Raw genomic sequence first — 26,335 nt, 5'->3', positions numbered from 1 at the left:
CTTTGCCGTGACTATGACACGGAAAAATCCAGTCGCGCCACATCGGCCTTGATTGCCGCGATCGCGTCGTTGTTGCGCTGCGCGCGCGGCAGGTCGATCGGGACTGAATGAAGCAGACGGGCGGGGCGCGAGGACAGCAGGAAGATCCGGTCGCCGAGCCGTGCCGCGTCGTCCATGCTGTGCGTGACCAGAAGCGTGATCATGGGGCGCGAGGCCACGAGCGTCGCGATCTCCTCGCGCAGCCGCGCGGCGAGCGCGTCGTCGAGCGAAGCCAGCGGCTCGTCGAGAATCAGGAAGTCCGGCTCCACTGCAAACGCCCGCGCCAGCGCGACGCGGCGGGCGAGGCCGAGCGACAGCTCGCCGGGAAAATGGCTGCGATGTCCCTCGAGCTCGAGCACGCCGAAGATGGCGGCCAGCCTGTCCTCGGCGACACCGGGCGCTGCCAGCCGGACATTGTCCTCGACGGAGCGCCACGGCAGCAGCCGCGGCTCCTGGAACACCATCGCCAGCCGGGCGCCGGCGGGTTGTGCGACGTGGCCCTCATAGTCGTTGTCCAGACCGGCGAGGATCCGCAGCATCGTGCTCTTGCCGCAGCCCGAGGGACCGACGACGACGCCGACCTCGCCCCGCTGCAGCGCAAAGGCAATGCCCGCAATCACCTCCTGGCGCTTGCCATTGGCGCTGGTGTAGCTCTTGGACCTGATATCGACCTCAAGCCGCACGGAGCCGCCACCTCGATGCGCGCAGCTCGAACGGCTGGACGATGACGGCCTCGATCACCAGCACCACGGCGGCAAAGCTGAGCGAGTAGGCGAGCAGCAGCGGAATGTCGAACAGCTGGAAGGCGACGCCGATCTCGAAGCCGATGCCGTTGGGCCTCCCGAGCAGCTCGGCGACCAGCACGATCTTCCAGACCAATGACAGGCCGGAGCGCGCGGCCGCCGCAATATAAGGCGCAAGTTGCGGCAGCAGGACATGGCGGAGGATGCGTCCGCGCGGGAAGGCGAACACCTTGGCCATCTCGTCGAGCGATGGATCGAGCGCGCGGGCGCCTTCGCGCAAGGTGACGACGGCGGTCGGCAGCTTGTTGATCGCGATCGCCGCGATCGCTGCGACCTCGGTGAGACCGGCCCAGATATAGGCGAGCACGATCACCACCAGCGCGGGCAGATTGAGCAGCAGGATCAGCCAGGGATCGCCCAGGCGGTTGGCGAGCTGGCTGCGCCCCATCAAAAAGCCGATCGCCGAGCCGAGTGCCATCGACAGCGTGAAAGCGAGGGCGACGCGGGCGAGCGTGGCGCCGAGATGCAGAAACAGCGCGCCGGACCGCGCTTCCGCCACCGCAACCGCAAGCACGGCCGATGGCAATGGCAGCTTGGCGCTGCCGGCGACAGCCGCGGCAATCCACCACGTGGCCAGCAGGAGCGCAAAGGACAACAAGCGCAGCACTAATCCCTCGCATCCGCCCTGTAATAGGTGCCGGGACTGAGCTCCGGAGACGGGCCGACCAGATCGCGGCCGCCGATCGAAGCGAGCACGCCGTAGAGGATGCGCGCGTCGGCCTCTTCCTCGGCGATCGGCCGGCGCGGAATGCCCTCGCGATAGCGGTCGCGATAGGCGCGCAAGGTAGCGTCGTCCTGCGCGCCGGTCAGCGGGGCGATCGTCTGCCAGTCGGCGTCGGATGTCGCCAGGATCTCCTTGGCCTTGGCCGTGACGGACAGGAAGCGTGCCACGAGATCGCGGTGCTTGGCGGCCCAGTCCTCGTCGAAGACGTAGCCGATCATCGCGGTGCGGCCCTTGGCACCGAACGGCGGCAGCAGGTCCTCGACCCCGGCGAGCCGGCGGAAGCCCTTGGCCTCCAGCGCCGCGCAGAAATTCCAGTAGTTCAAGCCCGCATCCATCTCGCCGTCGGCCAGCTTGGCGGCCAGCAGCGGCGGCGCGCCGTAGGTAATGGTCGCCTGCGATTTCAGGTCGACGCCGTCGCGCTTGAGCGTGGCCTGCAGCAGCAACCAGCTCTTGTCGAGCGGGCCGCCGGCCACCGCCAGCTTGCGTCCCTTCAGATCGGCAAGCGTCTTGATCGGCGAGGCCGCCGGCACCATCACGGCGCCGAGCGCGCTCGAATAGGGATAGAAGGTCAGCTTGGCGCCGAGCGCACGCTCGCGCGACACCCAGAGCCAATCCGATACCATGATGTCGGCGTTGCCGGCACGCAGCGCGATCTTGCCGGCCTCCGGGCTCGCCAGCTCGACCGCATCGATCGCGATATCCGCCTGCTTGTCGAGCTGGTGGGCGCGGATCACCCCCAGCTCCCAGGCGAAGGTCCCGGTCTTCTGCACCGCAACCTTGACGGTCTCGGCGGCGCAGCATGCCGTGACCGGCAGCAGGGCGCAGGCGACAATCGCCATCAACAAACGACCGATCTGCGTCATGAGCCCGTCTGCAATTCCTCGAGATGTGTTCTTTTCAGCCTCATTCCCTTAGCATAGCTTCGGCTGCGATGCCGTGGAGGACTGTGATGCGTAGTGCTGTTCCGGTAGGACCGATTGTCGCCGCCCTCGTTGCCATGATCGCGGTCGCCGGGCCGGCTCGTGCCGAGGAGCTCAACGACTATCCGACCTCGGCGCGGGCCGAATATGTGTTCGGCTGCATGAAGGCGAATGGCGAGACCCGTGAGGCGATCGCGCAATGCTCCTGCTCGATCGACGTGATCGCCTCGATCATCCCCTATGAGCGCTACGTCACGGCCGAGACCGTCCTCAGCATGTCCCAGGTGCACAGCAATCTCGGCACCCAGTTCCGCACGTCCGAGCAGGCCGCCAACGCGCTGAACGATCTTCGCCGGGCGCAGGCCGAAGCCGAAGTGAGATGCTTCTGAAGCGCTGCCGCTCTGCCGCATCAGGTTCCTGAACCGTCGGCCGGCCAATCGTGCTCGAACACGTGGCCCTGCGTATCCTTCGCTTCCGCATGGAATTGCTTGGCGCCGTTCGACACGTAGGTGAAGCGGATATTGGGATCCTCCGAGATCGAGATGCCGCCTTCGACCGACAGCACCAGGCTGCCATCCTGCGACAGCGTCAGCCGGTCGATGAAGAAGGCCGGGATGTAGAGCTGCGTCACCTGGTCCATCTGGAGCCCGGAATTGTTGGGATGCCCGATCATGACCTGCGCTTCGCGGATGCCGCTCGTGGCGCCGTCGCTGCTTTGCGTGAACTGCCGATAGCGCATCTGGCCGATGCGCGCCTTGGCCTCGTCCGGATTCTTCGCCGCCGGCGCCGAGCAGCCTCCGGACGCCTTGACGAAGGTCTTGACCACATAGAGCTGACCATCCGTCAGCTCGGCCACGGCATGCACGTCCGTGTAGTTGTTGACGCGCACCCGCGTCGAGATCGCAGTCACATTGGCGTCCGCGCCGAGCGTGAACTTGGCGGCCATCGGCGCAGGATTCTGGTCGATCACCAGCGTGATGGTCTTGATGCGGCGCTCGTCGGCGGGCGACAGCTTGCTACGCAGGGTGACCGGGACCACCGAGGCATCCTCGGCGCGCGTCGGCATCTCGATCGACAGCACATTGGTGCCGTCCTGCATCGCCTTGTTGTTGAAGATGTCCTGGACGAGTCCCGGCCATGGATCATAACCATCAGCGGCTTTCGCAGGTGCGAAGGCAAACGCGAGGCATACCCCGAGAAGCAATGTGGACGGCAAGCGGAGCCCGATCATGGCGCAGTCCTCCCAAGGCAGTCTGGTGGATTAACGATCATAGCGCGTCACCCGCCTCATTCCCATTCCATTTCCGAGAATGCTGCAGTTGCGTTGCGGGCATTGTAGTCGTCGAACAGCTCCCATTTGCCGCGCTCCGATCCAGCGGCCCCAGCGGCGTCGGCGATCGGCCTGCCCGCCTTGATCAGCCCGCGAACGTCGTGGGCCAATGTGTCGAGGTAGCGACGCTCGTCACTGAGCGCCAGTGGCCAGGGGCTGACAGGTCCATGGCCCGGGACGACGCGCTCGGCCGGAATGGCCGCGAGTGCGGCCATGTCGGCGATCCAGCCGCGCAGGCTGCCATCCATCACTGGGATGTGACGCAGGAATACGAGATCGCCGGCGAACAAGGTCCGGCTCCGGTCATCATAGACGGACAGGTCGCAGTCGCTATGCGCGGTGCTCCAGGCCTTCAGCGTGAGGGTGCGGCCGCCCAGGTCGAGCGCCATCTCGTCATCGACGAGGATCGACGGAGCGACGAGGCGGACCTCGTCGATCAGTTCGGCGCCCATCAGGCGCCGGAACGCCTCGATGTAGTGCGGCCCGCGCAGGGCGAGCGCCCGGGGCAGGTTCTTGGCGCCGACGAAGCGGGTGCCGTCCGCCTCGAAGGCGGCATTGCCGAACAGATGGTCGGGATGAGCATGGGTGTTGACGACGTAGCGCACGGGCTTGTCGGTACGGGCGCGGATCGCGGCCAGCAGCGCGCGGCCTTCGCGGACGCTGCCGCCGGTGTCGATCACTGCGACCGCGTCACCGCCGACGATGAAACCGACATTGGCGATGGCGCCTTCGTTCGCCGCGTTCATCAGCGCGGTCTGGCCGATGTGAACGAACACGCCGGGCGCGATCTCGCTCACCTCGAGTTCCGGGGGCATGGCAAGAGCGGCGCCGCCGAGCGCCAGCGCACACCAGGCGATGATCGCAATGATCGGATGCCTCACCATCGGCTTGCCTTGCTCGCGTGGGACCTGTGCATCAGGCCATGGACGCTGCGGCGCAGCACCGGGTCAACTCTTCGCGATGACGGCGACTGTTGCACCCGCGCGGCCGGCGGCCTAGCATTTTCAAAAATACCGCGATGCGTTCGATAGGGATGGAAATACGGATGACGAAGCGTCACAAACTTGCTTGCTCGCTGGCTGTTGCCGCGGGGTTCACTCTGCTCGGACCGGCCGCCGCTTTCGCGCAGAGCAACGACGGCCTGGACCTGTCGATCGAGCTGGTCGATCCCAAGGTGCTCAGGGTCTGCGCCGATCCGCGCAACCTGCCGTTCTCGAACGAGAAGGGCGACGGCTTCGAGAACAAGCTGGCCGAGCTCTTTGCCGCCAAGCTGCAGAAGAAGGTGGACTACACGTTCTTCCCGCAGGCCACCGGATTCGTGCGCATGACGCTCGGCTCGCACCGTTGCGACGTGATCATGGGCTTTCCGCAAGGGGACGACCTGGTGCAGAGCACCAGTCCCTATTACCGGACGGCCTACGCGATCGTGACCAAGCCGGGCTCCGATCTCGCCGATGTGACGACGCTGGAGGACGCCAAGCTGAAGGGCAAGCACATCGGCATCGTGGCGGGCACGCCGCCGGCGACCAACATGGCGCTGGCCGGGCTGATGCCGACCGCAAAGCCCTATCCGCTGATGATCGACACCCGCGTCGATTCCTCGGCGGAGGCGATGATCAACGATCTGAAGTCCGGCGAGATCGATGCCGGCGTGCTGTGGGGGCCGATGGCCGGCTACTATGCCAAGCAGGCGAGCCCTCAACTGCACGTCACGCCGCTGGTGAAAGAGACCAGCGGGCCGAAGCTGATCTACCGCATCGCCATGGGCGTCCGTGGCGCGGACCAGAACTGGCGTCGCCAGCTCAACAAGCTGATCCAGGAGAACCAGGGTGAGATCAACAAGATCCTGCTGGACTTCGGGGTGCCGCTGCTGGACGAGAGCAATCATCTGATCACCGCCGAGGCTGCAGCGAAGCCATGATCGGTCGGCTCACCGCTGCGGCATTGGCAGGCGTGCTGCTGATCGCCGTGGCGGTGCGGGCCGATGATCTCGTGCCGGAGCCGGACAGCTATCGCACCGAGAACTATCGCGCGCCGGTGCCGACGAACCTGAGCGGAGCGCGCGTGCTGTCGACGCGGGAGACCGAGGCGATCTGGCGCGCAAGATCGGCCGCCTTCGTCGATGTGCTGCCGCGGCCGCCCAAGCCGAAGAACCTGCCGGCCGGGACGGTGTGGCGCGAGCAGCCGCGCCTGGACATTCCTGGCAGCATCTGGCTGCCGGATACCGGCTACGGCGTGCTGGCCCCCCAGACTGAGGACTATCTGAAGCGTGGCCTCGCCCATGCATCGGGTGGCGATTTCGGTCGTCTGCTCGTGTTCTATTGCCTCGAAGATTGCTGGATGTCGTGGAATGCCGCGCGGCGCGCGCTGACTTACGGCTATCGCAACATCGCCTGGTACCCCGACGGGACCGACGGCTGGAGCCGCGCCGACCTGCCGCTGCAGCAGACGCAGCCCGAGCCGCGGCCTGAGGAGTGAGCGGAGAGGGCGGCGAGAGCGCATCAAATCAGCTACTCCATGTCCTGCTGGATCTCGCGCGCCAGGGCGAACAGGCGCTGGTCGATCGCGGTCGGCACCTCGCAGACGAACTTCATCACGCGACGCCGGTCCTCGAAGATGCGCGTCTCCCAGTTCAACTGGTTGGTCATCTCCTCGACCTTGGCCTGATCCGGGTTGGGCCCGCTGTGCATCTCCTGCAACGCGATGGTGTCGCCGCGCACCTTCTCGACCGCTTCGCGCTGCTTGCGCATGACGCGCTCGAGGCCGTTCATGACCGACGTCCGCTGGGCGTTCAGCGTATCGAAAAGGCCGGCAAACAGCAGCTTGCCCTTGCGGGTCTTCTCCTCGGGCGTACCGGTCAGGAAATCGGCGACGTCCTTCTGCGCCTGCTCCAGCGGGATGCGGCGCGCCGCCAGCCTGGCGACCAGCTCCGCGATCTTGGCGTCGTCCTTCCAGCTCGCGCCGACATCGTCGATCGCAGGGCCGGACCACACGGCCGCGATGGAGATTTCCGGCACCTTGGCCTGCGGGCAGGGCCAATCCGGATAGCGCGGATCGGCGGCCATCGCAGCGCCTGCTGACGCTGCGATGGCGACGGCCGCCAGGATCGTTCTCAACCTCATGCCTCGCCTCCGGGACCACGCCTGACAAGACCCCGCGACGGATCGTAGGCCAGGATCGCGCCGATCATGAACACGGCGGTACAGCCGCCGACCACCGCGAGCGAAACCCAGTTCAGCTTGCCATAGAGCGCGAAGCGGATGAGCTCGACCGCGTGGGTGAAGGGGTTGGCCTCGCAGAGATAAGCGAGCCATGGGCTGCCTTCCTCGACGCGCCACAGCGGGTAGAGCGCCGACGAGGCGAAGAACATCGGGAAGATCACGAAGTTCATGACGCCGGCAAAGTTCTCGAGCTGCTTGATGCCGGAGGAGATCAGCATGCCCAGCGCGCCGAGCATCAGCCCGGACAGGACCAGCGCCGGCAGCACGGTGAGATAGCCCATCGGCGGCGGGGTGATGTCCCAGAACCAGGCGATGGCGAGAAACGCGTAGACCTGCAGCACCGAGACGGCGGTGCCGGCGAGCAGCTTGCAGAACAGGAGATAGCCGCGCGGCAGCGGGCTCACCAGCAAGGTGCGCATGTTGCCCATCTCGCGGTCGTAGACCATCGACAGCGACGACTGCATGCCGTTGAACAGCTGGATCATCGCCATCAGGCCGGGCGCGATATAGACCTCGTAGGGGATGTAGGTCTCGTAGGGCGGGATGATCGAGATGCCCAGCACCTGGCGGAAGCCGGCGGCGAAGATGAACAGCCAGACCAGCGGCCGCACCAGCGCCGAGACGAAGCGCTCGCGCTGGTGCAGGAAGCGCAGCCCCTCGCGCCAGACGATGCCGGTGAGGCAGGTGATGTATTCGCCGGCCGAGAAGCCGCTGCGTGTGGGGGCGGGTGAGTGGACGGTCGTGACGGTCATGACTCTGCACTCCGCGCCGGGCTGGCCTGCGTCGTCAGCCGCGCGAACGCGGCGTTGACGTCGGACGCGCCGGCCTCGGTGATCACCTGCGGCACCGGCCCGCGCGCCAGCACGCGGCCTTGATGCAGCACCACGAGATCGTCGGTCGGCGCGATCTCGTCGAACAGATGCGTGGCCCAGAGCACGCCGATGCCCTGCTCGGTGACGAGCTGACGGACATGACCGACGATGTCGGCGCGAGCCTTGACGTCGAGACCGACGGTGGCCTCGTCGAGCAGCAGGAGGCGCGGCCGGTGCAGCAGGGCACGGGCGATTTCAAGGCGGCGCATCTGGCCGCCGGAGAGGTCACGCACCTTGTTGCCGGCGCGGTCGGCGAGGCCGATCCGTGTCAGCAGCTCCTCGCTGCGGGCGCGGGCCTCGCGGCGCGAGATGCCGTGCAGGGCGGCGTGATAGAGCAGGTTCTGAGTCAGCGACAGATCGAGATCGAGCGTGCGCGGCTGGAACACGACGCCGAGCAGCCGCAGCGCCTCGCCCGGCGTGCGGCCGATGTCATGGCCGAAAATGCCGATCCGGCCGGTCTGCACCGCGAACAGCCGCGTGATCAGCGAGAACAAGGTGCTCTTGCCGGCGCCGTTGAGGCCGAGCAGGGCGGTGAAGCTCGCAGGCCTCACGGCGAAGCTTACGTCGTTGAGCGCCTTGCGTGCGCCATAGGAATGGCTGACGCCGGCGACCGACAGTGCCGGCACCTGGTCGGGAGCCGTTTGCGGCGTGGCGCCTGTCGCGTCGAGAGCGGGTGCGTTCTGCGTCGTCATGGCTGTGCGATCGTGATGCCCCAGGGCAGCTCGCCGACCTGGATGGTCTTGATCACCTTCTGCGCCGCGACGTCGATCACCGAGACGTCGTTGGAGACGCCGTTGGTGACCAGAAGATATTTCTCGTCGGGCGTAAACTCCATGTGCCAGACGCGCTGGCCGACCAGGAGATACTTCTTCACCTCGTGGGTGGTGCCGTCGACGACCGCGACGCGGTTGGCGGGGCCGAGTGCGACGAAGCCGGTCTTGCCATCCTTGGTCAGGGCGATGCCGACCGGCTGGATGGCCTCGCTGCGCAACCCGGGCACGGCGAACTTGATCTTGCCGGTGACCTCGCGCTTGGCGGGATCGATGATCGACACCGTGCCGCCGATCTCCGCCGACACCCACAGTTCCGAGCCGTCGGTCTTGAACTCGGCATAGCGTGGCCGCGCATCGACCAGCACGTTGGCGACGATCTGGCGCGTCGACGTGTCGATGAAATGCGCCATGTTGGTGGTCTCGGAGGTGCAGATCAGGATCTTGCCGTCCGGGCTGAGCATCATGCCCTCGGGCTCGACGCCGACCTGGACATCGCCGATGCGCACGCGCTTTTCGAGGTCGAGCACGGTGACGGTGTTGTCATTCTCGTTGGCGACATAGAGCGTCTTGCCGGCGGCGTCCTGCGCGAACAGCTCGGGATCCGGGCCGGAGGGCAGGGTGTCCACCACCTCCATCTTCCTGGCGTCGATCACCTGGATGGTGTCGTCATCGCCGACGGCGACCATCACGAACTTGCCGTCGCGCGTGAACGCGATGCCGCGCGGCCGCTGGCCGACCTTGATGGTCTTGGTGACCGTCCATGTGTCGGTATCGATGACGGAGACGGTGTTGCCTTTTTCGTTGGAGACGAAGGCGACGTAGGCGGAGGCGGGCGACGCGTGGGCCAGCCACAGCGCGGCGGTGAGCAGGCTGGCTGCCATGCCGACATACCTGCGAAGCCGTGGCCGTCCTTCGAGACGCCCGCCTCCGGCGGGCTCCTCAGGACGAGGCCGGTGTGCGCGGTTAGATCCAAGCCATGCGCGCTCGAGACCTTGCTGCCGAACCTCCCCGTGATCTCGCCCCTCTCCATGAACACGCCTCTCGGCGTGTTCATGGTCGGTGTGCAGTGCCGCCCTCGGCTCTTGACCCTCATGGTGAGGAGTGCCGTCTTGGGCGCGTCTCGAACCATGAGGCCCCAGACCGATAGCCACATTGGTTGTCGGACTGCGCATCGTCATCAACATCTTCCAATCCGACATCATTGCAGCTTGCACTTGGTTTCGGGGCGGTCGACGCCGAGGGTGTCGAGCTCGGAGACTTGATGCAGGAAACCCTCCTGCGGCGAGACCGAGACGATCATGCGGCCGTCGGCCAGCAGGATCGGCTGGCGCAGTTGCAGGTTCCAGTCGCGCAGCGAGAGCCTCGTGCCCTTGAAGGCGGCGATGGTGAAGTTCGGGCCCTTGAGATAGTCGGTCAACGTCTTCGCGTCGCCGGAGTTGGTGCGCGAGGCGGCCTCGCCGATCATGCGCACGGCCATCCAGGCCTGCATGTCCAACGCGTCCATGCGGCGTGATGCCAGCTTCATGAAGCGGTTCTGCAATTGCGTCGCGCCCCACTGGTCCTGCGCCGGATCCCAGCTGGTCGGACGCAGGCCGGCGGAGCCCGCGACGGGGCGCGGATCCCAGGTGCGATAGGGCAGGTAGTTGGCGAACACCTCGCTCTCGTCGGCGGCGACCAGCACGTCATAGGCCGGCGCCTTCTGCGTGAACACCGGCATCTGGCGCTGGATCAGGGTCACGCCAGAGTCAGTGCGCCGCGCGCCGCCGGTGTCCTCGAAGGTGCGCTCCTCGACGATTCTAGCGCCGAAACGGGTGGCGGCGCGACGCAGCGCGTCGGCGAACAGCTTGTCGTTGTCGTGCGAGCCGGTGACCAGCAACCAGCGCTTCCACTGCTTCCATACCAGATACTGCCCAAGCCCATCGGCCAGCATCGAGCGTGTCGGGGCGACATGGATGACGTTGGCGCGGCAGTCCTGCTCGCGCAGGCGGTCGTCCGTGGCGCCGACATTGAGCAGGGTGGTGCCACGTCCGCGCAGGGCGTCTGCGACCTTCAGCAGCGCATCCGCCGGAAGGTCGGCGAGAATGAAGCCGGCCTTTCCCGCGAGCTCATTGGCGGCCTGCGCCGCGTCCTCTTCGTCCTTGATGCGGCGCTCGATCAAAGTGAAGCGCTGGTTGAGGAACTTGCCGGTGGTGTTGTTGTCCTCGATCGCGAGCTTCGCGCCGGCCACGCCATCATCGGCCGCCGGCTGGTCGAGCGGCGACAACGTCTGCGGCACGCCGCTACGGCCGAGATAACCGATCGCGATGTCGACCGGCTCCGCCGCGACGGCGGCGGTTGCGGCGGCGATGAGGCCGATCGCGCCGATCAGAGATCGGGCCAGAATTCCCAGGACCACATGTCCTCCCACTGTTCCCTCGTCCTTTTCCGGCGAGGTTTCGTCTTGCAAGATGAACGAATTGGCCTAGCTTTCAACCCCACTTTTGGCCGCTGTCGCGTCATTTCGGATCACGACCTTGAAACCTGCCGTTCTCTTCGCGTTCCTGATCCTGATGTCTGCGACATCAGTGCATGCCGAGCCGACCAAGGTGGCGGTGTTCGACTTCGAGCTGATCGACACCAGCCTGCAGGGCGAGGTGCAGGGCCCGCGCCAGGACGAGCAGACCAGGCTGGCGCACGCCGCCGAGCAGTTGCGATCGGCGCTGCAGGATTCCGGACGTTTTCGCGTCCTCGACATCGCCCCCGTCAACGATGCGGCGCACCACAGCAATCTGCAGGCCTGCGGCGGCTGCGACGTCAAGCTCGCGGGCGACATCGGTGCCGATCTCGCCATCACCGGGACGGTGCAGAAGGTCTCCAATCTCATCCTCAACATGAACATCTATCTGCGCGACGCGCATACCGGGAAGCCGGTCGCGGCTGTTACCGCCGACATGCGCGGCAACACCGACGAATCCTGGACCCGCACCATGGCCTGGCTGATCCGCAACCGCCTGCTGGCGCCGAACTACGGCGCGCCGCAGGCGCAATAGCCGGCGAGATATGACGGTACGTTCTCGCGGCGGATGACGCCCGAGCTCTGCGTGCCGGTCGCCCCTTAAAACAAGAGGCGCAGGAAAGGCCGGGAGCCTGCCGCCCCCATGGCCCGCCTGCAGAAGAAAATGCAGGCGGCAGGTACCACAGGTTCGGCTGGGACATCCCGGCCCTCCCTGCGCGGATGGTCTTAACGGTTGCTTCGCGTTCTCCCCGGTGCGCCGGGCTTTCTGGTCACCGTGCGCGACGACGCGCTTTCGCGCGCCGCCGCGGGGGCATCGGCATCGGGATGCCAGGACCACGCGACTTGGCCGTACGCCGCGGCGCGTTCGTCCGCACGCTCTCGCGAGCATGCTGCGCGCCGCTGCGTCCACCGCATCCCACCTCCACGTTCGTGACGACCGCGATACGCCCTCTCGACGAGGCGGGATGGGGCTAAACAATCACGATTTCCGGAAAAACGAAAGTGAAATTTTTCTCGCCGCCGGACTGGACACTGGGATCGCCTTGTGGCGCCGAGCGAAATCCCCCTCGTCGCGCACGGGGAATCCGGGCGTTGGGCACGACAGAATCGCCTCGACGGGCGCGTCGTCGCGCCCGTCGGGCAAATCAGGTCCGCGGCTGATATCAGCGCCCGAGCCGCGCCGCGTGCCAGCGCAGATGATCGGCCATGTAGGTGGAGATGAAGTAGTAGCTGTGGTCGTAGCCCTCCTGCTTGCGCAGCAGCAGCGGGATGTTGGCCTTGTCGCAGGCGGCCTTGAGCAGCTCCGGCCGCAACTGCTGGGCCAGGAACTGATCGGCGGTGCCGACATCGACCAGCAGGTCGGAGACGCGGGCGCCGTCCTCGATCAGCGCCACGGCATCGTGCTTGCGCCACGCTGCCTTGTCGGCGCCGAGATAGCCAGACAGGGCCTTCTCGCCCCACGGCACCTGCGAGGGCGCGACGATCGGCGAGAATGCGCTGGCGGCGCGGTAGCGGTCCGGGTTGCGCAACGCCACCGTGAGCGCGCCATGGCCGCCCATCGAGTGGCCCATCACCGACTGCCGGCGCGGATCGACCGGGAAGTTCGCCGCGACCACGCTCGGCAGCTCCTCGGTGACGTAGCTCCACATCCGGTAGTTCTTCGCGAACGGTGCCTCGGTCGCATCGACATAGAAGCCGGCGCCGAGGCCGAAATCATAGGCGTTGTTGGGATCGCCGGGGACGCCGTCGCCGCGCGGCGAAGTGTCGGGCGCCACAAAGACGAGGCCGAGCTCGGCGCAGGCGGCGCGAAACTCGCCCTTCTCGGTGACGTTGGCGTGGGTGCAGGTCAGGCCGGAGAGATACCAGACGACCGGCAGCTTCGCGCCGTCGGCACGCGGCGGCACGAACACCGAGAACGTCATCTCGGTCTTGGTCTCCTGGCTGGCGTGGCGGTAGACACCCTGGACGCCGCCATGGGATTTGTTCTGGGAGACGGTCGTGAGCGTCATGGGATCACCTGTTCGGCAATGATGTCGGGCTGTTGGCGTGGCTGTCGCCAACGCGTGTCAGGCTGCGTCGTTCAATCGGGACGAGTCAAGCAACGCCGTTCTCGATCGCCAAACGCACCAGCTCGCCGGATGTTCGCACGCCGAGCTTCTGGCGGATGATCGAGGAGGTGTTGGCGACGGTCTTGTAGGACGAGTGGATCAGCCAGGCAATCTCCGACAGGCTCTTGCCGGCGCTGAGCAGGCGGAGGATCTCAAGCTCGCGCGAGGTCAGCTTCGCCAGCGGACTCTGCGCGACCGCCGCGCCCGCGAACGCGATGCTGCGCGCGATCGCCGGCGGCAGATAGCTGCCGCCGCGGGCGACCTCGCGGATCGCCTCGGCGAGATCGTTCGGATCGCCGCTCTTGGAGACGTAGCCCTTGGCGCCGATGTCGATGGCGCGCGCCGCGAACACCGGATCGTCGTTCATGCTGAACATGATCAGCCGGGCATTGCCGTCGTGGGCGAGGATGCGCCGCGCCAGCTCGAAGCCGGAGACTGTCGGCAGGTTGATGTCGACGACGCAGACGTCCGGCCGGCGCGCGATGAAGCCGGCTTCGCCGCTCTCGGCGTCCGCGGCTTCGATCAGCTCGAGCTCCGGATCGGTCGAGAGCAGGGCCCGGCAGCCTGATGCCACAATGGGATGGTCATCGACGATCAGTACGCGCATGGCCTTGGGGTCCCGGACTTCCAACTCGCGTCATTGTTGCGATGCATCATTAATGCATGCTGCGCGGTATTGCATGATGTTGCAATTAGATCGCCGGCGGATTTGTCTGTCAATGTGAGTGCGCATGAAACCCGGTGGCGGTGAGGCGGAGAGAATGTGGCAGAATTGGTCGTTGCGGACCCGCATCAACGTGCTGCTGGCGCTGCTGCTGACGCTGGGCCTCGCCATCAACATCGGCCGTCTCGTGCTGGAGGCGGCGCCGCGCGTGCTGGCGGAGGACCAGAGCGTCATCCGCCTGACGCGGGCCTTCGTCGAGACCATCATGGACGAGGTCAACGACGCGCCGGATCCGAACGCGCGGCTGGACCGGATCGTCGGCGATCTCCGACAGCTTCGTCACGTCAGCGTGAGACGGCAGGGAATGCCGGCGCAGACTCCGCCCTCTCCCGGCGTCGGCCGCGCGGCACCGGCGTGGTTCATCGCACTGGTGCATCCCGACAAGACCTCGGTCAGCATGCCGGTCATCGTCGCCGGCCAAAGTGACTCGCTGGTGATCACCTCGCATCCCGACGACGAGATCGCGGAGATCTGGGACGGCATCGTCACCCAGCTCGTCGTCGGCTCGCTGGTCGGGCTGGCGTTGTTCGCGATCACCATGCTCGTGGTCGGCCGCGCGCTGGCGCCGCTTTCGGATCTGTCGGACGCGATGAGCCGGATCGAGGCCGGCGCCTACGATACCCGCGTCAAGCCGGGCGGCGCGCCCGAGCTCGCGGCGCTCTGCGCCAAGCTCAACCATCTCGCCGGCGCGCTCGGCGAGGCGGTGGAGGAGAAGCGCCGCCTCGCCGAGCGCACGGTGTCGCTGCAGGACCACGAGCGCAAGGAAATCGCGCGCGAGCTGCATGACGAGTTCGGGCCGCATTTGTTCGCGCTGCGCGCCCATGCCAGCGCGCTGATGCGATTGCCGGAGGCTGCGACGCTCGACGTCGCCGCGATGCGTCGGCACGGCCAGGCGATCCTCGATCAGGTCAACGCCGTGCAGCAGTTCAACCGCCGCATCCTGGAGCGGCTGCGGCCCGTCGGCCTCGCCGAGCTTGGCTTGCGCGAGGCGCTCGGCGCATTGGTGCGGCTGTGGCGGGAGTCGCGCCCGGAGGTCGCGATCGAGACCAGCTTCACCGACACGGTCGTGCGCAGCAACGAGACGGCGGAGCTGACGATCTACCGGGTGGTGCAGGAGGCGCTGACCAACGTGTTCCGCCACGCCGAGGCCACCGCGGTCGACGTCACCATCGAGCCGCTGCAGCAGACGACGGCCGGCCATCGCCGCAGCTATACGCGGGTGCGCGTCCGCGACGACGGCCGCGGGTTCAGCCCGGAGCACAAGCTCGGCTTCGGCCTCACCGGCATGCGCGAGCGGCTGCTGGCGCTGGGGGGCACCCTGACGGTGGCCTCCACCGGCGCCGGCGTCACGATCGAGGCGATGGTGCCGGCCGACGCGGCGTGAGTCCGGCCGCAACGAACCATCCGACCGGCTATTCGCAATTTTGCAGCGCGGAGCACGCGGCGGCAGCTCCGCGGCAGATCGCCTATGGCGAGCATGCCTTGGAACTTCGTCTCGTCCCGATGATTGCCACGCAGGTCACACCGTCGAGGCGTGCCACCGAGGATCCCGCCGGGTGAGCGCGAGCGGACAAGGAGCGAGCTGATGAGCAAGGAAACGCCGAAGGACGATCCGCGCCAGAAAAGCGACTGGGGCTCGATGAAGCAGACCGACAAGCCCTGGGCCGAGAAGCCGGAGAAGGAGCAGCGCTCGGAGGCGGCCAAGGACCTGGAGACGTGGAGCGAGAGCAACACGCATTGAGGTGACGGACTGCGATGCGGATAGACGTGTGCAGCTCGGCGTTGTCGCCTTTGTCCGACATCCGACAAATCCGTGTCGGAGCTACGCGGCGGACATCATCGCGCACGGCGCCGGCTCGGGCTGCACCGGCCACACCGCCGCGACGGCCGTGTCAGCCTGCCGCTCGTCGAGAATCCGTTTCACCGAGCGCGAGCAGAGGCCGCATTGGACCGTGCAGCCGAGACAATCATACACTTGCGCCGGCGAGCCGAAGGTGATGTCGGCCGCCGTGACGACGTCGCGAATGGCCGTGTCGCTGATGACGTTGCAGGAACAGATGATCATGGCTGTTGCTCGCTCCTGCAAACGATAAGCAACCGGGATGCCAAGGCCGGCGCGCAGGGCGCGGGCTAATCAGAATCGTTCGAAACGATCTGATCCGCGGGCAGGCTCGCGCTCGTCCTGATGCAGTGCGCGACATGCAGCCGCATGGCGGCCAGCGTCGCCTGGGCGAGTGCCTGTCCCTGCGCATCGATCCCGGTCCACTGCGCATGACGGCCGCGTGGATCGATCTCGGCGAGCGCGATGCCGGCCGGCAGGTCGCTGCCGTCGCGGACGATGCCGCGCAGGATGCCGTCATGGGGGGCCGTGACCGGCGCGCCGGAGAGATGGCCGATCACGAAGCCCTTGTAGATGCGCGTGCCGATCTCGATCGGAGTATGCCATCGGCCCTCATGCGGCGAATGCACCAGGCACTCGACGCCGACGAGCGCGCCGACATCATCCGTTGCCAGCGTCCAGCCCTGGCGTACGATCTGGCCGACCCGGTCCGGCCGGGTCTCGATCGCGATATCGCAATTGGCCGACGGCGAGAAACCCGGACCGATGCCGATCGAGAGCCGCGTCATGCCGCGCAGGTCCGGGGTCACTTCGCGCCTCTGCATCCGCGCGTCGATCAGGACGTCGATGGTACGGACCGGCAGGAGATCGAGCAATCCAAGTGGGGTGACGAGGACGTGCCGGGGATTGCCGAGCGCCTTGAACACCTCCATCGTGCTCTCGATGCGCTCGCCGGTCACGTTCTCGACGCGGACCGTGTCGCCGAACAGGGCGTCGTGAAACGCCATCTTGCGGCGCATGACCGGCGGATTGGGATCATGCGACAGCACCACGCAGAAGCCGGCACGATGCAGATGCACGCCGATCGCCGACGCGACGTCGTTGGTCCCGAGGACCACGGCGAAGCGCACTGCATTCGTCCCCATGTCCTGGTCCATACGCTGTTGGCGTCTCGTGGCTGTCCGTCGTTCGACTGACCAGCGGTCTTCCAGTTCGAATGATCGGTTCCGTCGAGCAAGAGTTGGACCATCGGCCATCGTTCTGAAAACGATCGCGCTTTGACGGTCTTGCGAAGGACGCGTTCCAAAGCCGACGCGGGATGTGTCCAGAACCCGCCAATCTGTCGCGAACCCGACAGGAAAAGGCTGCTTTGCCCGCTGTTTTCGCTGGCCCGGAATCTGCACAGCCGGAGCATGGCGATACCACTGGTATTTCCGATCGTCGCGGAGCCCGCGCCCAGACCACGTCTGAGGCAAAGGCAGCAGCCGAAGCTCGGTAGCCGGCGTCCTGGTGGCGTTGCGGCGCAGGATCAGGACGGATGAGGTGAGCCTCGATCTCGACCAGGACGTCCGCGAACCCGTCATCGAGGCGGCCGGGACCATCACGGCGTGCCCGTTCCATCGAGACATGGCCGCCGCCGAGCGGCCCGCGCGCACCGAGCAGAAAACGCTCGTGCTGACCGGCGGCTCGCGCGGCATCGGTCATGCGACCGCAAAGCTGTTCTCCGACGCCGGCTGGCGCATCATCACCTGCTCGCGCCAGCCTTTCGATGGCGGCCGCTGTCCGTGGGACGCCGGTCCCGACAATCACGTCCAGGTCGATCTCAGCGATCGCAAGGCGATCCCGCGTGCGATTGCCGACATCAAGCAGCGGCTCGACGGCGCGCCGCTGCATGCCTTGATCAACAATGCCGCGATCTCTCCGAAGGCCGGCGACGGCGGCCGGCTGGATTCGCTGTCGACCTCGGTCGAAGCCTGGATGACCGTCTTTCACGTCAATTTTCTCGGACCGATCCTGCTGGCGCGCGGGCTGTTCGAGGAGCTGAAGCGCGGGCAGGGCGCGGTCGTCAACGTGACCTCGATCGTCGGCACCCGCGTCCATCCGTTTGCGGGCACAGCCTATGCGACCTCGAAGGCGGCGCTCGCCTGCCTCACCCGTGAGATGGCGCACGACTTCGCGCCGCATGGCATCCGCGTCAACGCCATCGCGCCGGGCGAGATCAAGACCGAGATGGTGTCGCCGGAGACCGAGGCGCGGTTCTCGCCGCTGATTCCGATGCGCCGGATCGGCGCGCCGGAAGAGGTCGCCAAGGTGCTGTTCTTTTTGTGCTCGGATGCGGCGAGCTACGTGACCGGCGAGGAGATTCAGATCAACGGGGGGCAGCACCTCTAGGTTGATCACAGCCGCGCGCGGCCGACACGCGGATGTGAACGCGTCATGCCGCGGCTGGCAGCCGAAGGAGACGAGCGGCGGGCCGGACGTGGAAAGTTGGTGTTCAGGTGTTGTCCGTTGCGATCCGGTCGCAAACATGCCGGCGGATACGCGAATACTAGATGTCGAGAAGACAACGCGAAATCGTCAGGCGCATCGTCTTTGCCGCCCGGGCGGACGTGCAATGCACGCATCGTCACGGGTGCAAACTAATTTGTTAACATCATGAAAGCCTGCAGCTTTTCTGATCTGTCCGTTGCACACTACTTCTGCGGCAATGCAGCAAAGTTAGGCACGACAATCATCTGCGGTTAAGGGAGGATGTTAGAACACCTACAATCACGGGCGGCTTCACCAAGGCGTTCGTGACGATCAGAGAAGCGACGATGGTCCAAACGGAAACACGGCAGGTCGAAGCTCAGGACGTCAGGTCCAACGCCGCGCCGATCCCGCTCAGCGAGATCGCGCTGACCGGAATTTTCGAAATCTCGAAAATTCTCGCCGCGCCGACGCGGCTGGAGATCACCCTCGCCAATGTCGTCAACCTGTTGCAGTCCTTCATGCAGATGCGCCACGGCGTGGTGTCGCTGCTCGCCGATGACGGCATTCCCGATCTCGCAGTCGGGGCCGGGTGGAGCGAAGGCAGCGACCAGCGTTATCGCGAGCGCCTGCCGCAGAAGGCCATTGACCAGATCGTCGCCACCGCCGTGCCGCTGATCGCCGAGAACGTCGCCGATCATCCCGCCTTCAGCGATGCGGATGCGGCCACGCTCGGCGCCGGCGCCGACACCCGTGTGTCCTTCCTCGGTGTTCCCATCCGCATCGACCAGCGCGTCGTCGGCACCCTGACGATCGACCGGGTCTGGGACGGCCGCGCCGTCTTCCGGCTGGATTCCGATGTGCGCTTCCTGACCATGGTCGCCAATCTGATCGGCCAGACCATCAAGCTGCATCGCGTCGTGGCGCGCGACCGCGAGCGGTTGATGGCGGAAAGCCACCGGCTGCAGAAGGAGCTCTCGGAACTGAAGCCGGTGCCGAAGGATCGCAAGAGGGTGCTGGTCGACGGCATCGTCGGCGACAGCCCGGCGCTGCGCGCGCTGCTGGAGAAGATCAACGTCGTCGCCAAGTCGAATGCGCCGGTGCTGCTGCGCGGGGAATCCGGCACCGGCAAGGAGCTGGTGGCGAAGGCGATCCATGAACTGTCCAATCGCGCGAAGCGGCCGTTCATCAAGATCAACTGCGCCGCATTGCCGGAGACGGTGCTGGAGTCGGAGCTGTTCGGCCACGAGAAGGGCGCCTTCACGGGCGCGATCAACGCTCGCAAGGGCCGCTTCGAACTGGCCGACAAGGGCACATTGTTCCTCGACGAGATCGGCGAGATCTCCCCGGCGTTCCAGGCCAAGCTGCTGCGCGTGCTGCAGGAGCAGGAGTTCGAGCGCGTCGGCGGCAACCAGACCATCAAGGTCGATGTCCGCATCGTCACCGCCACCAACCGCAATCTCGAGGAGGCGGTGTCGCGCAACGAGTTCCGCGCCGACCTCTACTACCGCATCAGCGTGGTGCCGATCAAATTGCCGCCGCTGCGCGAGCGGCGCAGCGACATCCCGCAGTTGGCGCGCGAGTTCCTGCGCCGCTTCAATTGCGAGAACGAGCGCGATCTCACCTTCGACGTCAGCGCCATCGAGGTGCTGATGCATTGCGGCTTTCCTGGCAATGTGCGCGAGCTGGAGAACTGCGTGCAGCGGACCGCGACCATGGCGACGGGCTCGGCGATCGGCATGGACGACTTCGCCTGCAGTCGCAACGAGTGCATGTCGGCGATCCTGTGGAAGGGCAATACGGTGACGCCTCCGCCGCCGCGCGGCCAGCCGATGGTGCCGCTGCCGATCCTGCCGCGGACGTCGGCGCCGGTCGAGGCTCCCGTCGAGCTGCCGGCGATCGATGCCGATGACGGCGAGTATTCCGATAGCATGGAGGGCGGCGCTGTGCCGGAGCGCGACCGCATCGTGCAGGCGATGGAGCGGTCCGGCTGGGTCCAGGCCAAGGCCGCCCGCCTGCTCGGCCTCACGCCGCGCCAGATCGGCTACGCGCTGAAGAAGCACAACATCGAGGTCAAGCGGTTCTGAGCGGCCTGGCTTCGGCTCTTTGAAGGGCGCGCGGCTGGCGCGCCCTTTTGTTTGGGCGCATGCTGCGGTCGACCGCTGCAGTCATCGTGAGAGTCGAGCTTTCAACCACGGTGGTGGTCGGCTCCCCTCCCCCTTGCGGGGAGGGGTTGGGGGGTCTCCGAACGCAAATCGTTGTGAGTGCATTCGATCGTTATGCAGGTCTTGCCGCGGCTTACGCTCGGTTGCTCAGCGGTTCGATGTATCAACGATGGCCGGTGTCCTCGACAGAGCATTAGCGCGCATCACATGCCGCGTGCGCGTGGACCCACACCCCCGACCCCTCCCCGCAAGGGGGAGGGGAGCGCACCGTCGTCGCGGTTGGCAGTCCGATTTCGGAGACTACCGCTTACCTCGCGTCCTGTCGCACTTGCGACATGCTGTCGGGAGAGCGACAGCTCGCCGTGACCGGCGAACTTTAGAATCCTCCTTAGAAATCAACCAAATGCTCTCTGGCACGGCGCTTGAAAGATAACGCGCGAATGACATCGCTCGATGTCGCAGGAATCGCGGGAGCTGCACATGACCTACAAGATCATCGCCTCACAATGCACGGTCTGCGGGGCATGCGAATTCGAGTGCCCGAACGCAGCCATTCGGCTCAAGAACGACATGTACATCATCGATCCGAAGAAGTGCACGGAGTGCGAAGGCCATTTCGACGCGCCGCAATGCGCTGCCGTCTGTCCGGTGCCGGACACCTGCGTCCCTGCCTGACGCGGGCCGCGGCGGAAACATTGCAAGCGGAGTGAGCGATGGCAGCAGTTCAGGAGACCATTGATCGGGTCAAGGGCATTGACGTCGATCAATATCGCTACGGGTTCGAGACCGTCATCGAATCCGAGAAGGCTCCGAAGGGGCTGTCGGAAGGCACCATCCGCTTCATCTCGGCCAAGAAGAACGAGCCGGCCTGGATGCTGGAATGGCGGCTGGAGGCCTATCGCCGCTGGCTGACCATGACCGAGCCGACCTGGGCGCGGGTCGGCTATCCCAGGATCGACTATCAGGATCTCTATTATTACGCCGCGCCGAAGCCGAAGAAGAAGGTGGCCTCGCTCGACGAGATCGATCCGGAGATCCTGAAGACCTACGAAAAGCTCGGCATTCCCCTGCGCGAGGTCGAAATTCTCGAGGGCGTCGAGCGGCCTGCGGCGGCGGAAACCAATGTCGACGGCGAGGCGGCGGCGCCGCGCAGCAGGATCGCGGTCGATGCCGTGTTCGACTCGGTGTCGGTGGCGACGACCTTCAAGGAGGAGCTGAAAAAGGCCGGCGTGATCTTCATGCCGATCTCCGAGGCGCTGCGCGAGCACCCGGACCTCGTGCAGAAATATCTCGGCACGGTGGTGCCGACCACCGACAATTATTTCGCCACGCTCAATTCGGCGGTCTTCTCCGACGGTTCGTTCGTCTACATCCCGCCGGGCGTGCGCTGTCCGATGGAGCTGTCGACCTATTTCCGCATCAACGAGCGCAACACCGGCCAGTTCGAGCGCACCCTGATCATCGCCGACAAGGGCGCCTACGTCTCCTATCTCGAAGGCTGCACCGCGCCGCAGCGCGACGAGAACCAGCTCCATGCCGCCGTGGTCGAGCTGGTCGCGCTCGATGATGCCGAGATCAAATATTCGACGGTGCAGAACTGGTACCCCGGCAATTCGGAAGGGGTCGGCGGCATCTACAATTTCGTCACCAAGCGTGGCGACTGCCGCGGCACCAATTCCAAGATCTCCTGGACCCAGGTCGAGACGGGATCGGCGATCACCTGGAAATATCCGAGCTGCATCCTGCGTGGCGACAATTCCAGCGGCGAGTTCTACTCGATCGCGATCTCCAACGGCTTCCAGCAGGTCGACAGCGGCACCAAGATGATCCATCTCGGCAAGAACACGTCGAGCCGGATCATCTCCAAGGGCATCGCCGCCGGAAAGTCGCAGAACACCTATCGCGGCCTGGTCAGCGCGCATCGCAAGGCGTCGGGGGCGCGCAACTTCACCGCCTGCGACTCGCTCTTGATCGGCGACAAATGCGGCGCACACACCGTGCCCTACATCGAGGCGAAGAATTCCTCGGCGGTGTTCGAGCACGAGGCAACCACGTCCAAGATATCCGAGGACGTGCTGTTCTACTGCATCCAGCGCGGTCTTAGCCAAGAGGAAGCGGTCGGCCTCGTCGTCAACGGCTTCGTCAAGGACGTGCTGCAGCAATTGCCGATGGAATTCGCCGTCGAGGCGCAGAAGCTGATCTCGATCTCGCTCGAAGGTTCGGTTGGATGACGGCGTCGCGCGGCGACAACATCAGAAGGAGTGTTCGATGACGGCCCTGCTCGAAATCAAGGGACTCCACGCCGAGATCGCCGGCGGACGGAAGATCATCCAGGGCCTGGACCTGACCGTGAACAAGGGCGAGATCCACGCCATCATGGGGCCGAACGGTGCCGGCAAGTCGACGCTGTCCTACGTGCTCGCCGGCAAGCCCGGCTACGAGGTCACCGCCGGCGAGGTCTATCTCAACGGCGAGGATCTCTTGGCAATGGAGGCCGACGAGCGCGCCGCCAAGGGCGTGTTTCTCGCCTTCCAATACCCGCTGGAGATCCCCGGCGTCGCGACGCTCACGTTCCTGCGCGCCGCCTTCAATGCCCAGCGCAAGGCGCGCGGCGAGGAGGAGCTGTCGTCGCCCGACCTGATCAAGCGCGTGCGCGAGATCGCCAAGACCCTGAACATCGACGCCGACATGCTGAAGCGGCCGCTCAATGTCGGCTTCTCCGGCGGCGAGAAGAAGCGCAACGAGACCCTGCAGATGGCGCTGCTGCAGCCCTCGCTCTGCGTGCTCGACGAGACGGATTCGGGCCTCGACATCGATGCGCTGAAGGTCGTCGCCAATGGTGTCAATGCGCTACGCTCCGCCGAGCGCGGCATGATCGTGATCACCCATTATCAGCGGCTGCTCGACTACATCGTGCCCGACATCGTCCACGTGTTCGCGGCAGGGCGCATCGTCCGCACCGGGACCGCGGACCTCGCGCGCGAGCTCGAGGCGACCGGTTACGCCCAGTATCAGAGCGAAGCGGCGTAAGAGCGCGAGGAGCACGAGCATGGGCGTCGCGATCCGCAAGACCAAGGCCGAGCTCGGACTGGCCGATCTGTATCAGGGCGCCCGCCGCTATCTGCCGGGTGGCGAGGAGATCACGGCGGTGCGCGCCGCCGCATTCGACCGCTTCAACGCGGTCGGCCTGCCGCATCGGCGCGTCGAAGCCTGGCGCTACACCGATCTTCGCACGCAGATGAAGGAGGCGAAGCGTCTCGCTTCGCTTCCGGACGATGCTGCGAAGGCCAAGGCGCGCGAGGCGCGCGACTTGTTCGCCGGCGCCGGCTTTCGCAAGCTGATGGTCGTCGACGGCGCCTTCGTGCCCGAGCTGTCGGACCTCGCCGATCTCGAGACTGGCCTCACCATCCAGCCGATGGCCGACGCGCTCGCCGCCGACAAGCCGCTGCTGTCGCAGCGTCTCGGCCCGATGGTGCCGGACGACGATCCGGCGCTGGCGCTCAACACCGCGCTGGCCGCCAATGGGGTCGTGATCCTGGTCGCACCGGGCACCGTGCTGAGCCGGCCGATCCATGTCGCCTTCGTCACGACCAACTGGGTCGCGACCTCGATGTTCACGCGGTCGCTGGTCAATATCGGTGCCGGCGCCAGCGCCACCATAGTCGAGACGCATCAGGGACCCGACGGCAGCGAGTACCAGGTGAACGCCGCAATGCAACTCGTCGTCGGCGACGAGGCGCGGATCGATCACGCCAAGGTCGTCAGCGAGGGCAACAGCGCGCTGCATATCGGCTCGCTGCTCGCCAATATCGGCGCGCGCGCGACCTTCAACCAGCTCGGCTTCGTTGCCGGCGGCGGCCTGGTGCGCAATCAGCTGTTCGTCCGCCTTGCGGGTGAGGGCACCGTCGCCGATATCCGCGGCGGCGCGCTGCTGTCGGGCACGCAGCATGCCGATGCCACGCTCGCTATTGAGCACGCCGCCGAGAACGGCCAGAGCCGCGAGACCTTCAAGGCCGTCGTCGGCGATACCGCGCGCGCGGTGTTCCAGGGCAAGATCACCGTCAGCCCCGGCGCGCAGAAGACCGACGCCAAGATGATGTCGCGGGCGCTGCTGTTGTCCGACGAGGCCGAGGCCGACAGCAAGCCGGAGCTCGAGATCTTCGCCGACGACGTGCAGTGTGGTCACGGCACGACCACCGGCGCCATCGACGATGAGCTGTTGTTCTACTTGATGGCGCGCGGCATTCCGCCCAAGGAGGCCAAGGCGCTGCTGATCCAGGCCTTCATCGGCGAGATCATCGAAGGCGCGGCCAATGAGAGCGTGCGGGCGGCGCTGACCGAGGCGATGCTGGGCTGGCTCGGACGACGGGAGTAGATGATGCATGCAGCGGTGCAGGGAAGCGGCTACGACGTCGGCCGCATCCGGGCGGATTTTCCCATTCTCGGCATGCAGGTGCACGGCAAGCCGCTGGTCTATCTCGACAACGCCGCCTCGGCGCAGAAGCCGCAGGCGGTGCTCGACCGGATGAACCAGGTCTATACGTCCGAATATGCCAACGTGCATCGCGGCCTGCATCATCTCGCCAACGCCGCCACCGAGGCCTATGAGGGCGCCCGCGCCAAGGTCGCGGCGTTCCTCAATGCCGAGAGCCCGGAGCAGATCATTTTCACGCGCGGTGCGACCGAGGCGGTGAATCTGGTGGCGCAGACCTTCGGGCGCGAGCGGATCGGGCCCGGTGACGAGATCGTGCTCTCGATCATGGAGCACCACGCCAACATCATCCCCTGGCATTTCCTGCGGGAGCGCCAGGGCGCTGTGATCAAATGGGCTGATGTCGACGACGACGGCAACTTCCTGCTCGACGAATTCGAGAAGCTGCTGAGTCCGCGCACCAGGATGGTGGCGATGACGCAGATGTCGAACGTGCTCGGGACCGTCGTTCCGGTCAAGGAGGTCATCCGCATCGCGCACGCCCGCGGCATTCCCGTGCTGGTCGACGGCTCGCAGGCCGCCGTGCACATGGAGGTCGACGTCCGCGATCTCGACGCCGACTTCTACTGCATCACCGGGCACAAGATCTATGGTCCGACCGGCATTGGCGCGCTCTACGGCAAGCGCGAGCTGCTGGCATCGATGCCGCCGTTCAACGGCGGCGGCGAGATGATCCGCGAGGTATCGCGGGACTTTGTCACCTATGGCGACCCGCCGCATCGCTTCGAGGCCGGCACGCCGCCGATCGTTGAAGCGGCTGGGCTCGGCGCGGCGATCGATTACGTCGCCTCGATCGGCAAGCAGCGCATCGCGGCGCACGAGCATGATCTCGTCGCCTATGCCACCGAGCAGCTGCGCGAGATCAACTCGCTGCGCATCATCGGCAATGCCGCCGACAAGGGCGCGATCGTCTCGTTCGAGATGCAGGGCGCCCACGCCCACGACTTCGCCACCGTCATCGACCGCTCCGGCGTCGCGGTCCGCGCCGGCACCCATTGCGCCATGCCGCTGCTGGAACGCTTCGGCGTGACGGCGACCTGCCGTGCCTCGTTCGCGATGTACAACACGCGGGAAGAGGTCGATGTCCTCGTGCGCGCGCTGAGGAAGGCGCAGGAGTTTTTCGCGTAGAGACGACTTGCCCTACGCTTGATGATCGCAAAGAGACGGTGCCGATTGATGCGCCCTCTCCCCTTGTGGGAGAGGGCAGCACCGCTGTGAGTCCCAGGCAAACTCGGGTGAGGGGTTGTCTCCGCGAGCCACGACCGTCTGAATATGCCGAGACAACCCCCATTGGCGCTAACTTACCATTTTGCTGCCGGAAATGGATGATTCCTCGGTCGAGTGACTGACGAATCGCTTTC

27 protein-coding genes are annotated in these 26,335 nt (G+C 66.0%); 13 read left to right on the top strand and 14 right to left on the bottom strand.

The window, feature by feature from the left end:
* Nucleotides 1–11 precede the first annotated feature (11 nt).
* Genes ACQR1X_RS31625 through ACQR1X_RS31615 form a run of 3 tightly spaced genes read right to left on the bottom strand, consistent with a single transcriptional unit; the run spans nt 12 to nt 2,429 of the window.
* Nucleotides 12–722: an ABC transporter ATP-binding protein gene (locus ACQR1X_RS31625; protein WP_434900285.1), complete on the bottom strand. Its 711-nt coding sequence runs from the start codon at nt 720–722 to the stop codon at nt 12–14.
* Nucleotides 712–1,449, bottom strand: coding sequence for an ABC transporter permease (locus ACQR1X_RS31620; RefSeq protein ID WP_315803720.1), 738 nt, complete (start codon nt 1,447–1,449; stop codon nt 712–714). Before ACQR1X_RS31620 ends, ACQR1X_RS31625 begins: the two co-directional genes overlap by 11 nt.
* Nucleotides 1,449–2,429, bottom strand: a complete 981-nt coding sequence (locus ACQR1X_RS31615) for an ABC transporter substrate-binding protein (protein WP_316179907.1) — start codon at nt 2,427–2,429, stop codon at nt 1,449–1,451. The genes ACQR1X_RS31620 and ACQR1X_RS31615 overlap by 1 nt, the downstream gene beginning before the upstream one ends.
* Before the next feature lie 86 nt (nt 2,430–2,515).
* Between ACQR1X_RS31615 and ACQR1X_RS31610 the strand changes: the two genes are divergently transcribed.
* A complete protein-coding gene (locus ACQR1X_RS31610) occupies nt 2,516–2,875 on the top strand; it encodes a hypothetical protein (RefSeq protein ID WP_316179908.1) in 360 nt (119 codons plus the stop codon).
* A gap of 20 nt (nt 2,876–2,895) precedes the next feature.
* Here the strand turns inward: ACQR1X_RS31610 and ACQR1X_RS31605 are convergent, their stop codons facing one another.
* Nucleotides 2,896–3,717, bottom strand: a complete 822-nt coding sequence (locus ACQR1X_RS31605; protein ID WP_315803717.1) for a quinoprotein dehydrogenase-associated SoxYZ-like carrier — start codon at nt 3,715–3,717, stop codon at nt 2,896–2,898.
* A gap of 56 nt (nt 3,718–3,773) precedes the next feature.
* Nucleotides 3,774–4,700: a quinoprotein relay system zinc metallohydrolase 2 gene (locus tag ACQR1X_RS31600; protein ID WP_316179909.1), complete on the bottom strand. Its 927-nt coding sequence runs from the start codon at nt 4,698–4,700 to the stop codon at nt 3,774–3,776.
* Between the two features lie 161 nt (nt 4,701–4,861).
* Between ACQR1X_RS31600 and ACQR1X_RS31595 the strand changes: the two genes are divergently transcribed.
* The gene (locus ACQR1X_RS31595) at nt 4,862–5,737 is read left to right on the top strand and encodes a substrate-binding domain-containing protein (RefSeq protein ID WP_434900284.1); all 876 of its coding nucleotides are present in this window, start codon (nt 4,862–4,864) and stop codon (nt 5,735–5,737) included.
* Entirely contained in the window at nt 5,734–6,294 is a 561-nt protein-coding gene (locus ACQR1X_RS31590) for a PQQ-dependent catabolism-associated CXXCW motif protein (RefSeq protein ID WP_434900283.1), read from the top strand. Before ACQR1X_RS31595 ends, ACQR1X_RS31590 begins: the two co-directional genes overlap by 4 nt.
* Before the next feature lie 32 nt (nt 6,295–6,326).
* Here ACQR1X_RS31590 and ACQR1X_RS31585 read toward each other — a convergent pair whose 3' ends face one another.
* The 5 genes from ACQR1X_RS31585 to ACQR1X_RS31565 all read right to left on the bottom strand — a co-directional run bounded on the left by ACQR1X_RS31585 (nt 6,327) and on the right by ACQR1X_RS31565 (nt 11,062).
* Complete coding sequence (locus tag ACQR1X_RS31585; protein WP_315803713.1) at nt 6,327–6,938, bottom strand: hypothetical protein; 612 nt, start codon at nt 6,936–6,938, stop codon at nt 6,327–6,329.
* Nucleotides 6,935–7,789, bottom strand: coding sequence for an ABC transporter permease (locus tag ACQR1X_RS31580; RefSeq protein WP_434872641.1), 855 nt, complete (start codon nt 7,787–7,789; stop codon nt 6,935–6,937). Before ACQR1X_RS31580 ends, ACQR1X_RS31585 begins: the two co-directional genes overlap by 4 nt.
* Nucleotides 7,786–8,601, bottom strand: coding sequence for an ABC transporter ATP-binding protein (locus ACQR1X_RS31575; protein WP_434872640.1), 816 nt, complete (start codon nt 8,599–8,601; stop codon nt 7,786–7,788). The genes ACQR1X_RS31580 and ACQR1X_RS31575 overlap by 4 nt, the downstream gene beginning before the upstream one ends.
* Entirely contained in the window at nt 8,598–9,563 is a 966-nt protein-coding gene (locus tag ACQR1X_RS31570) for a YVTN family beta-propeller repeat protein (RefSeq protein ID WP_434837712.1), read from the bottom strand. Before ACQR1X_RS31570 ends, ACQR1X_RS31575 begins: the two co-directional genes overlap by 4 nt.
* A gap of 317 nt (nt 9,564–9,880) precedes the next feature.
* Nucleotides 9,881–11,062: an ABC transporter substrate-binding protein gene (locus tag ACQR1X_RS31565; RefSeq protein WP_316239567.1), complete on the bottom strand. Its 1,182-nt coding sequence runs from the start codon at nt 11,060–11,062 to the stop codon at nt 9,881–9,883.
* 169 nt (nt 11,063–11,231) lie between these two features.
* On the opposite strand from ACQR1X_RS31565, the gene ACQR1X_RS31560 reads away from it, so the two are divergent.
* Nucleotides 11,232–11,711: a DUF3280 domain-containing protein gene (locus ACQR1X_RS31560; protein ID WP_316239566.1), complete on the top strand. Its 480-nt coding sequence runs from the start codon at nt 11,232–11,234 to the stop codon at nt 11,709–11,711.
* A 628-nt stretch (nt 11,712–12,339) separates the two neighbouring features.
* Here ACQR1X_RS31560 and fghA read toward each other — a convergent pair.
* Both fghA and ACQR1X_RS31550 read right to left on the bottom strand, forming a co-directional pair.
* Nucleotides 12,340–13,185, bottom strand: coding sequence for an S-formylglutathione hydrolase (gene fghA, locus ACQR1X_RS31555; protein ID WP_434900282.1), 846 nt, complete (start codon nt 13,183–13,185; stop codon nt 12,340–12,342).
* A gap of 85 nt (nt 13,186–13,270) precedes the next feature.
* Complete coding sequence (locus ACQR1X_RS31550) at nt 13,271–13,891, bottom strand: response regulator transcription factor (protein WP_315803709.1); 621 nt, start codon at nt 13,889–13,891, stop codon at nt 13,271–13,273.
* Between the two features lie 154 nt (nt 13,892–14,045).
* On the opposite strand from ACQR1X_RS31550, the gene ACQR1X_RS31545 reads away from it, so the two are divergent.
* Together ACQR1X_RS31545 and ACQR1X_RS31540 are read left to right on the top strand one after the other, a co-directional pair.
* Nucleotides 14,046–15,392: an ATP-binding protein gene (locus ACQR1X_RS31545; protein WP_315803708.1), complete on the top strand. Its 1,347-nt coding sequence runs from the start codon at nt 14,046–14,048 to the stop codon at nt 15,390–15,392.
* A 201-nt stretch (nt 15,393–15,593) separates the two neighbouring features.
* Nucleotides 15,594–15,749, top strand: coding sequence for a hypothetical protein (locus ACQR1X_RS31540; protein WP_315803707.1), 156 nt, complete (start codon nt 15,594–15,596; stop codon nt 15,747–15,749).
* A gap of 81 nt (nt 15,750–15,830) precedes the next feature.
* Here the strand turns inward: ACQR1X_RS31540 and ACQR1X_RS31535 are convergent, their stop codons facing one another.
* The gene (locus ACQR1X_RS31535; RefSeq protein WP_316179915.1) at nt 15,831–16,073 is read right to left on the bottom strand and encodes a (2Fe-2S)-binding protein; all 243 of its coding nucleotides are present in this window, start codon (nt 16,071–16,073) and stop codon (nt 15,831–15,833) included.
* A 65-nt stretch (nt 16,074–16,138) separates the two neighbouring features.
* Nucleotides 16,139–16,993, bottom strand: a complete 855-nt coding sequence (locus tag ACQR1X_RS31530; protein WP_434900281.1) for a xanthine dehydrogenase — start codon at nt 16,991–16,993, stop codon at nt 16,139–16,141.
* A gap of 397 nt (nt 16,994–17,390) precedes the next feature.
* On the opposite strand from ACQR1X_RS31530, the gene ACQR1X_RS31525 reads away from it, so the two are divergent.
* The 7 genes from ACQR1X_RS31525 (at nt 17,391) to ACQR1X_RS31495 (ending at nt 26,102) form a co-directional block, all read left to right on the top strand.
* Nucleotides 17,391–18,239, top strand: coding sequence for an SDR family NAD(P)-dependent oxidoreductase (locus ACQR1X_RS31525; RefSeq protein ID WP_434900280.1), 849 nt, complete (start codon nt 17,391–17,393; stop codon nt 18,237–18,239).
* Between the two features lie 425 nt (nt 18,240–18,664).
* On the top strand, nt 18,665–20,404 hold the full coding sequence (gene nifA / locus ACQR1X_RS31520; protein ID WP_315803703.1) for a nif-specific transcriptional activator NifA: 1,740 nt from the start codon (nt 18,665–18,667) through the stop codon (nt 20,402–20,404).
* Nucleotides 20,405–20,962: 558 nt separating this feature from the next.
* Nucleotides 20,963–21,157 (top strand): 4Fe-4S dicluster domain-containing protein, encoded by a 195-nt coding sequence (locus tag ACQR1X_RS31515; protein ID WP_006609648.1) that lies wholly within the window; start codon nt 20,963–20,965, stop codon nt 21,155–21,157.
* 38 nt (nt 21,158–21,195) lie between these two features.
* Nucleotides 21,196–22,713, top strand: coding sequence for a Fe-S cluster assembly protein SufB (gene sufB / locus ACQR1X_RS31510; protein WP_434900279.1), 1,518 nt, complete (start codon nt 21,196–21,198; stop codon nt 22,711–22,713).
* A 37-nt stretch (nt 22,714–22,750) separates the two neighbouring features.
* Nucleotides 22,751–23,512, top strand: coding sequence for a Fe-S cluster assembly ATPase SufC (gene sufC, locus ACQR1X_RS31505; RefSeq protein WP_434900278.1), 762 nt, complete (start codon nt 22,751–22,753; stop codon nt 23,510–23,512).
* Between the two features lie 19 nt (nt 23,513–23,531).
* A complete protein-coding gene (gene sufD, locus ACQR1X_RS31500; RefSeq protein WP_434900277.1) occupies nt 23,532–24,857 on the top strand; it encodes a Fe-S cluster assembly protein SufD in 1,326 nt (441 codons plus the stop codon).
* A gap of 3 nt (nt 24,858–24,860) precedes the next feature.
* The gene (locus ACQR1X_RS31495) at nt 24,861–26,102 is read left to right on the top strand and encodes a cysteine desulfurase (protein WP_434900290.1); all 1,242 of its coding nucleotides are present in this window, start codon (nt 24,861–24,863) and stop codon (nt 26,100–26,102) included.
* Nucleotides 26,103–26,335 lie beyond the last annotated feature (233 nt).

The sequence above is a fragment of the Bradyrhizobium sp. HKCCYLRH3073 genome, assembly GCF_051167995.1.
Lineage (GTDB): Bacteria > Pseudomonadota > Alphaproteobacteria > Rhizobiales > Xanthobacteraceae > Bradyrhizobium.
The sequence above is the reverse complement of the archived record's forward strand: the minus strand, read 5'-3'. Positions and strand labels throughout refer to the sequence as shown.

Excerpts from the sequence above, each read along its gene's own strand:
- ACQR1X_RS31610 (WP_316179908.1), top strand. The coding sequence starts at position 2,516 with ATGCGTAGTGCTGTTCCGGTAGGACCGATTGTCGCCGCCCTCGTTGCC.
- ACQR1X_RS31550 (WP_315803709.1), bottom strand. The coding sequence starts at position 13,891 with ATGCGCGTACTGATCGTCGATGACCATCCCATTGTGGCATCAGGCTGC.
- ACQR1X_RS31615 (WP_316179907.1), bottom strand. The coding sequence starts at position 2,429 with ATGACGCAGATCGGTCGTTTGTTGATGGCGATTGTCGCCTGCGCCCTG.
- ACQR1X_RS31605 (WP_315803717.1), bottom strand. The coding sequence starts at position 3,717 with ATGATCGGGCTCCGCTTGCCGTCCACATTGCTTCTCGGGGTATGCCTC.
- ACQR1X_RS31540 (WP_315803707.1), top strand. The coding sequence starts at position 15,594 with ATGAGCAAGGAAACGCCGAAGGACGATCCGCGCCAGAAAAGCGACTGG.
- ACQR1X_RS31585 (WP_315803713.1), bottom strand. The coding sequence starts at position 6,938 with ATGAGGTTGAGAACGATCCTGGCGGCCGTCGCCATCGCAGCGTCAGCA.
- ACQR1X_RS31595 (WP_434900284.1), top strand. The coding sequence starts at position 4,862 with ATGACGAAGCGTCACAAACTTGCTTGCTCGCTGGCTGTTGCCGCGGGG.
- ACQR1X_RS31495 (WP_434900290.1), top strand. The coding sequence starts at position 24,861 with ATGCATGCAGCGGTGCAGGGAAGCGGCTACGACGTCGGCCGCATCCGG.
- ACQR1X_RS31575 (WP_434872640.1), bottom strand. The coding sequence starts at position 8,601 with ATGACGACGCAGAACGCACCCGCTCTCGACGCGACAGGCGCCACGCCG.
- sufB (WP_434900279.1), top strand. The coding sequence starts at position 21,196 with ATGGCAGCAGTTCAGGAGACCATTGATCGGGTCAAGGGCATTGACGTC.
- ACQR1X_RS31530 (WP_434900281.1), bottom strand. The coding sequence starts at position 16,993 with ATGGGGACGAATGCAGTGCGCTTCGCCGTGGTCCTCGGGACCAACGAC.
- ACQR1X_RS31570 (WP_434837712.1), bottom strand. The coding sequence starts at position 9,563 with ATGGCAGCCAGCCTGCTCACCGCCGCGCTGTGGCTGGCCCACGCGTCG.
- ACQR1X_RS31515 (WP_006609648.1), top strand. The coding sequence starts at position 20,963 with ATGACCTACAAGATCATCGCCTCACAATGCACGGTCTGCGGGGCATGC.
- ACQR1X_RS31545 (WP_315803708.1), top strand. The coding sequence starts at position 14,046 with ATGTGGCAGAATTGGTCGTTGCGGACCCGCATCAACGTGCTGCTGGCG.
- fghA (WP_434900282.1), bottom strand. The coding sequence starts at position 13,185 with ATGACGCTCACGACCGTCTCCCAGAACAAATCCCATGGCGGCGTCCAG.
- sufC (WP_434900278.1), top strand. The coding sequence starts at position 22,751 with ATGACGGCCCTGCTCGAAATCAAGGGACTCCACGCCGAGATCGCCGGC.
- ACQR1X_RS31590 (WP_434900283.1), top strand. The coding sequence starts at position 5,734 with ATGATCGGTCGGCTCACCGCTGCGGCATTGGCAGGCGTGCTGCTGATC.
- sufD (WP_434900277.1), top strand. The coding sequence starts at position 23,532 with ATGGGCGTCGCGATCCGCAAGACCAAGGCCGAGCTCGGACTGGCCGAT.
- ACQR1X_RS31600 (WP_316179909.1), bottom strand. The coding sequence starts at position 4,700 with ATGGTGAGGCATCCGATCATTGCGATCATCGCCTGGTGTGCGCTGGCG.
- ACQR1X_RS31535 (WP_316179915.1), bottom strand. The coding sequence starts at position 16,073 with ATGATCATCTGTTCCTGCAACGTCATCAGCGACACGGCCATTCGCGAC.
- ACQR1X_RS31580 (WP_434872641.1), bottom strand. The coding sequence starts at position 7,789 with ATGACCGTCACGACCGTCCACTCACCCGCCCCCACACGCAGCGGCTTC.
- ACQR1X_RS31560 (WP_316239566.1), top strand. The coding sequence starts at position 11,232 with ATGTCTGCGACATCAGTGCATGCCGAGCCGACCAAGGTGGCGGTGTTC.
- nifA (WP_315803703.1), top strand. The coding sequence starts at position 18,665 with ATGGTCCAAACGGAAACACGGCAGGTCGAAGCTCAGGACGTCAGGTCC.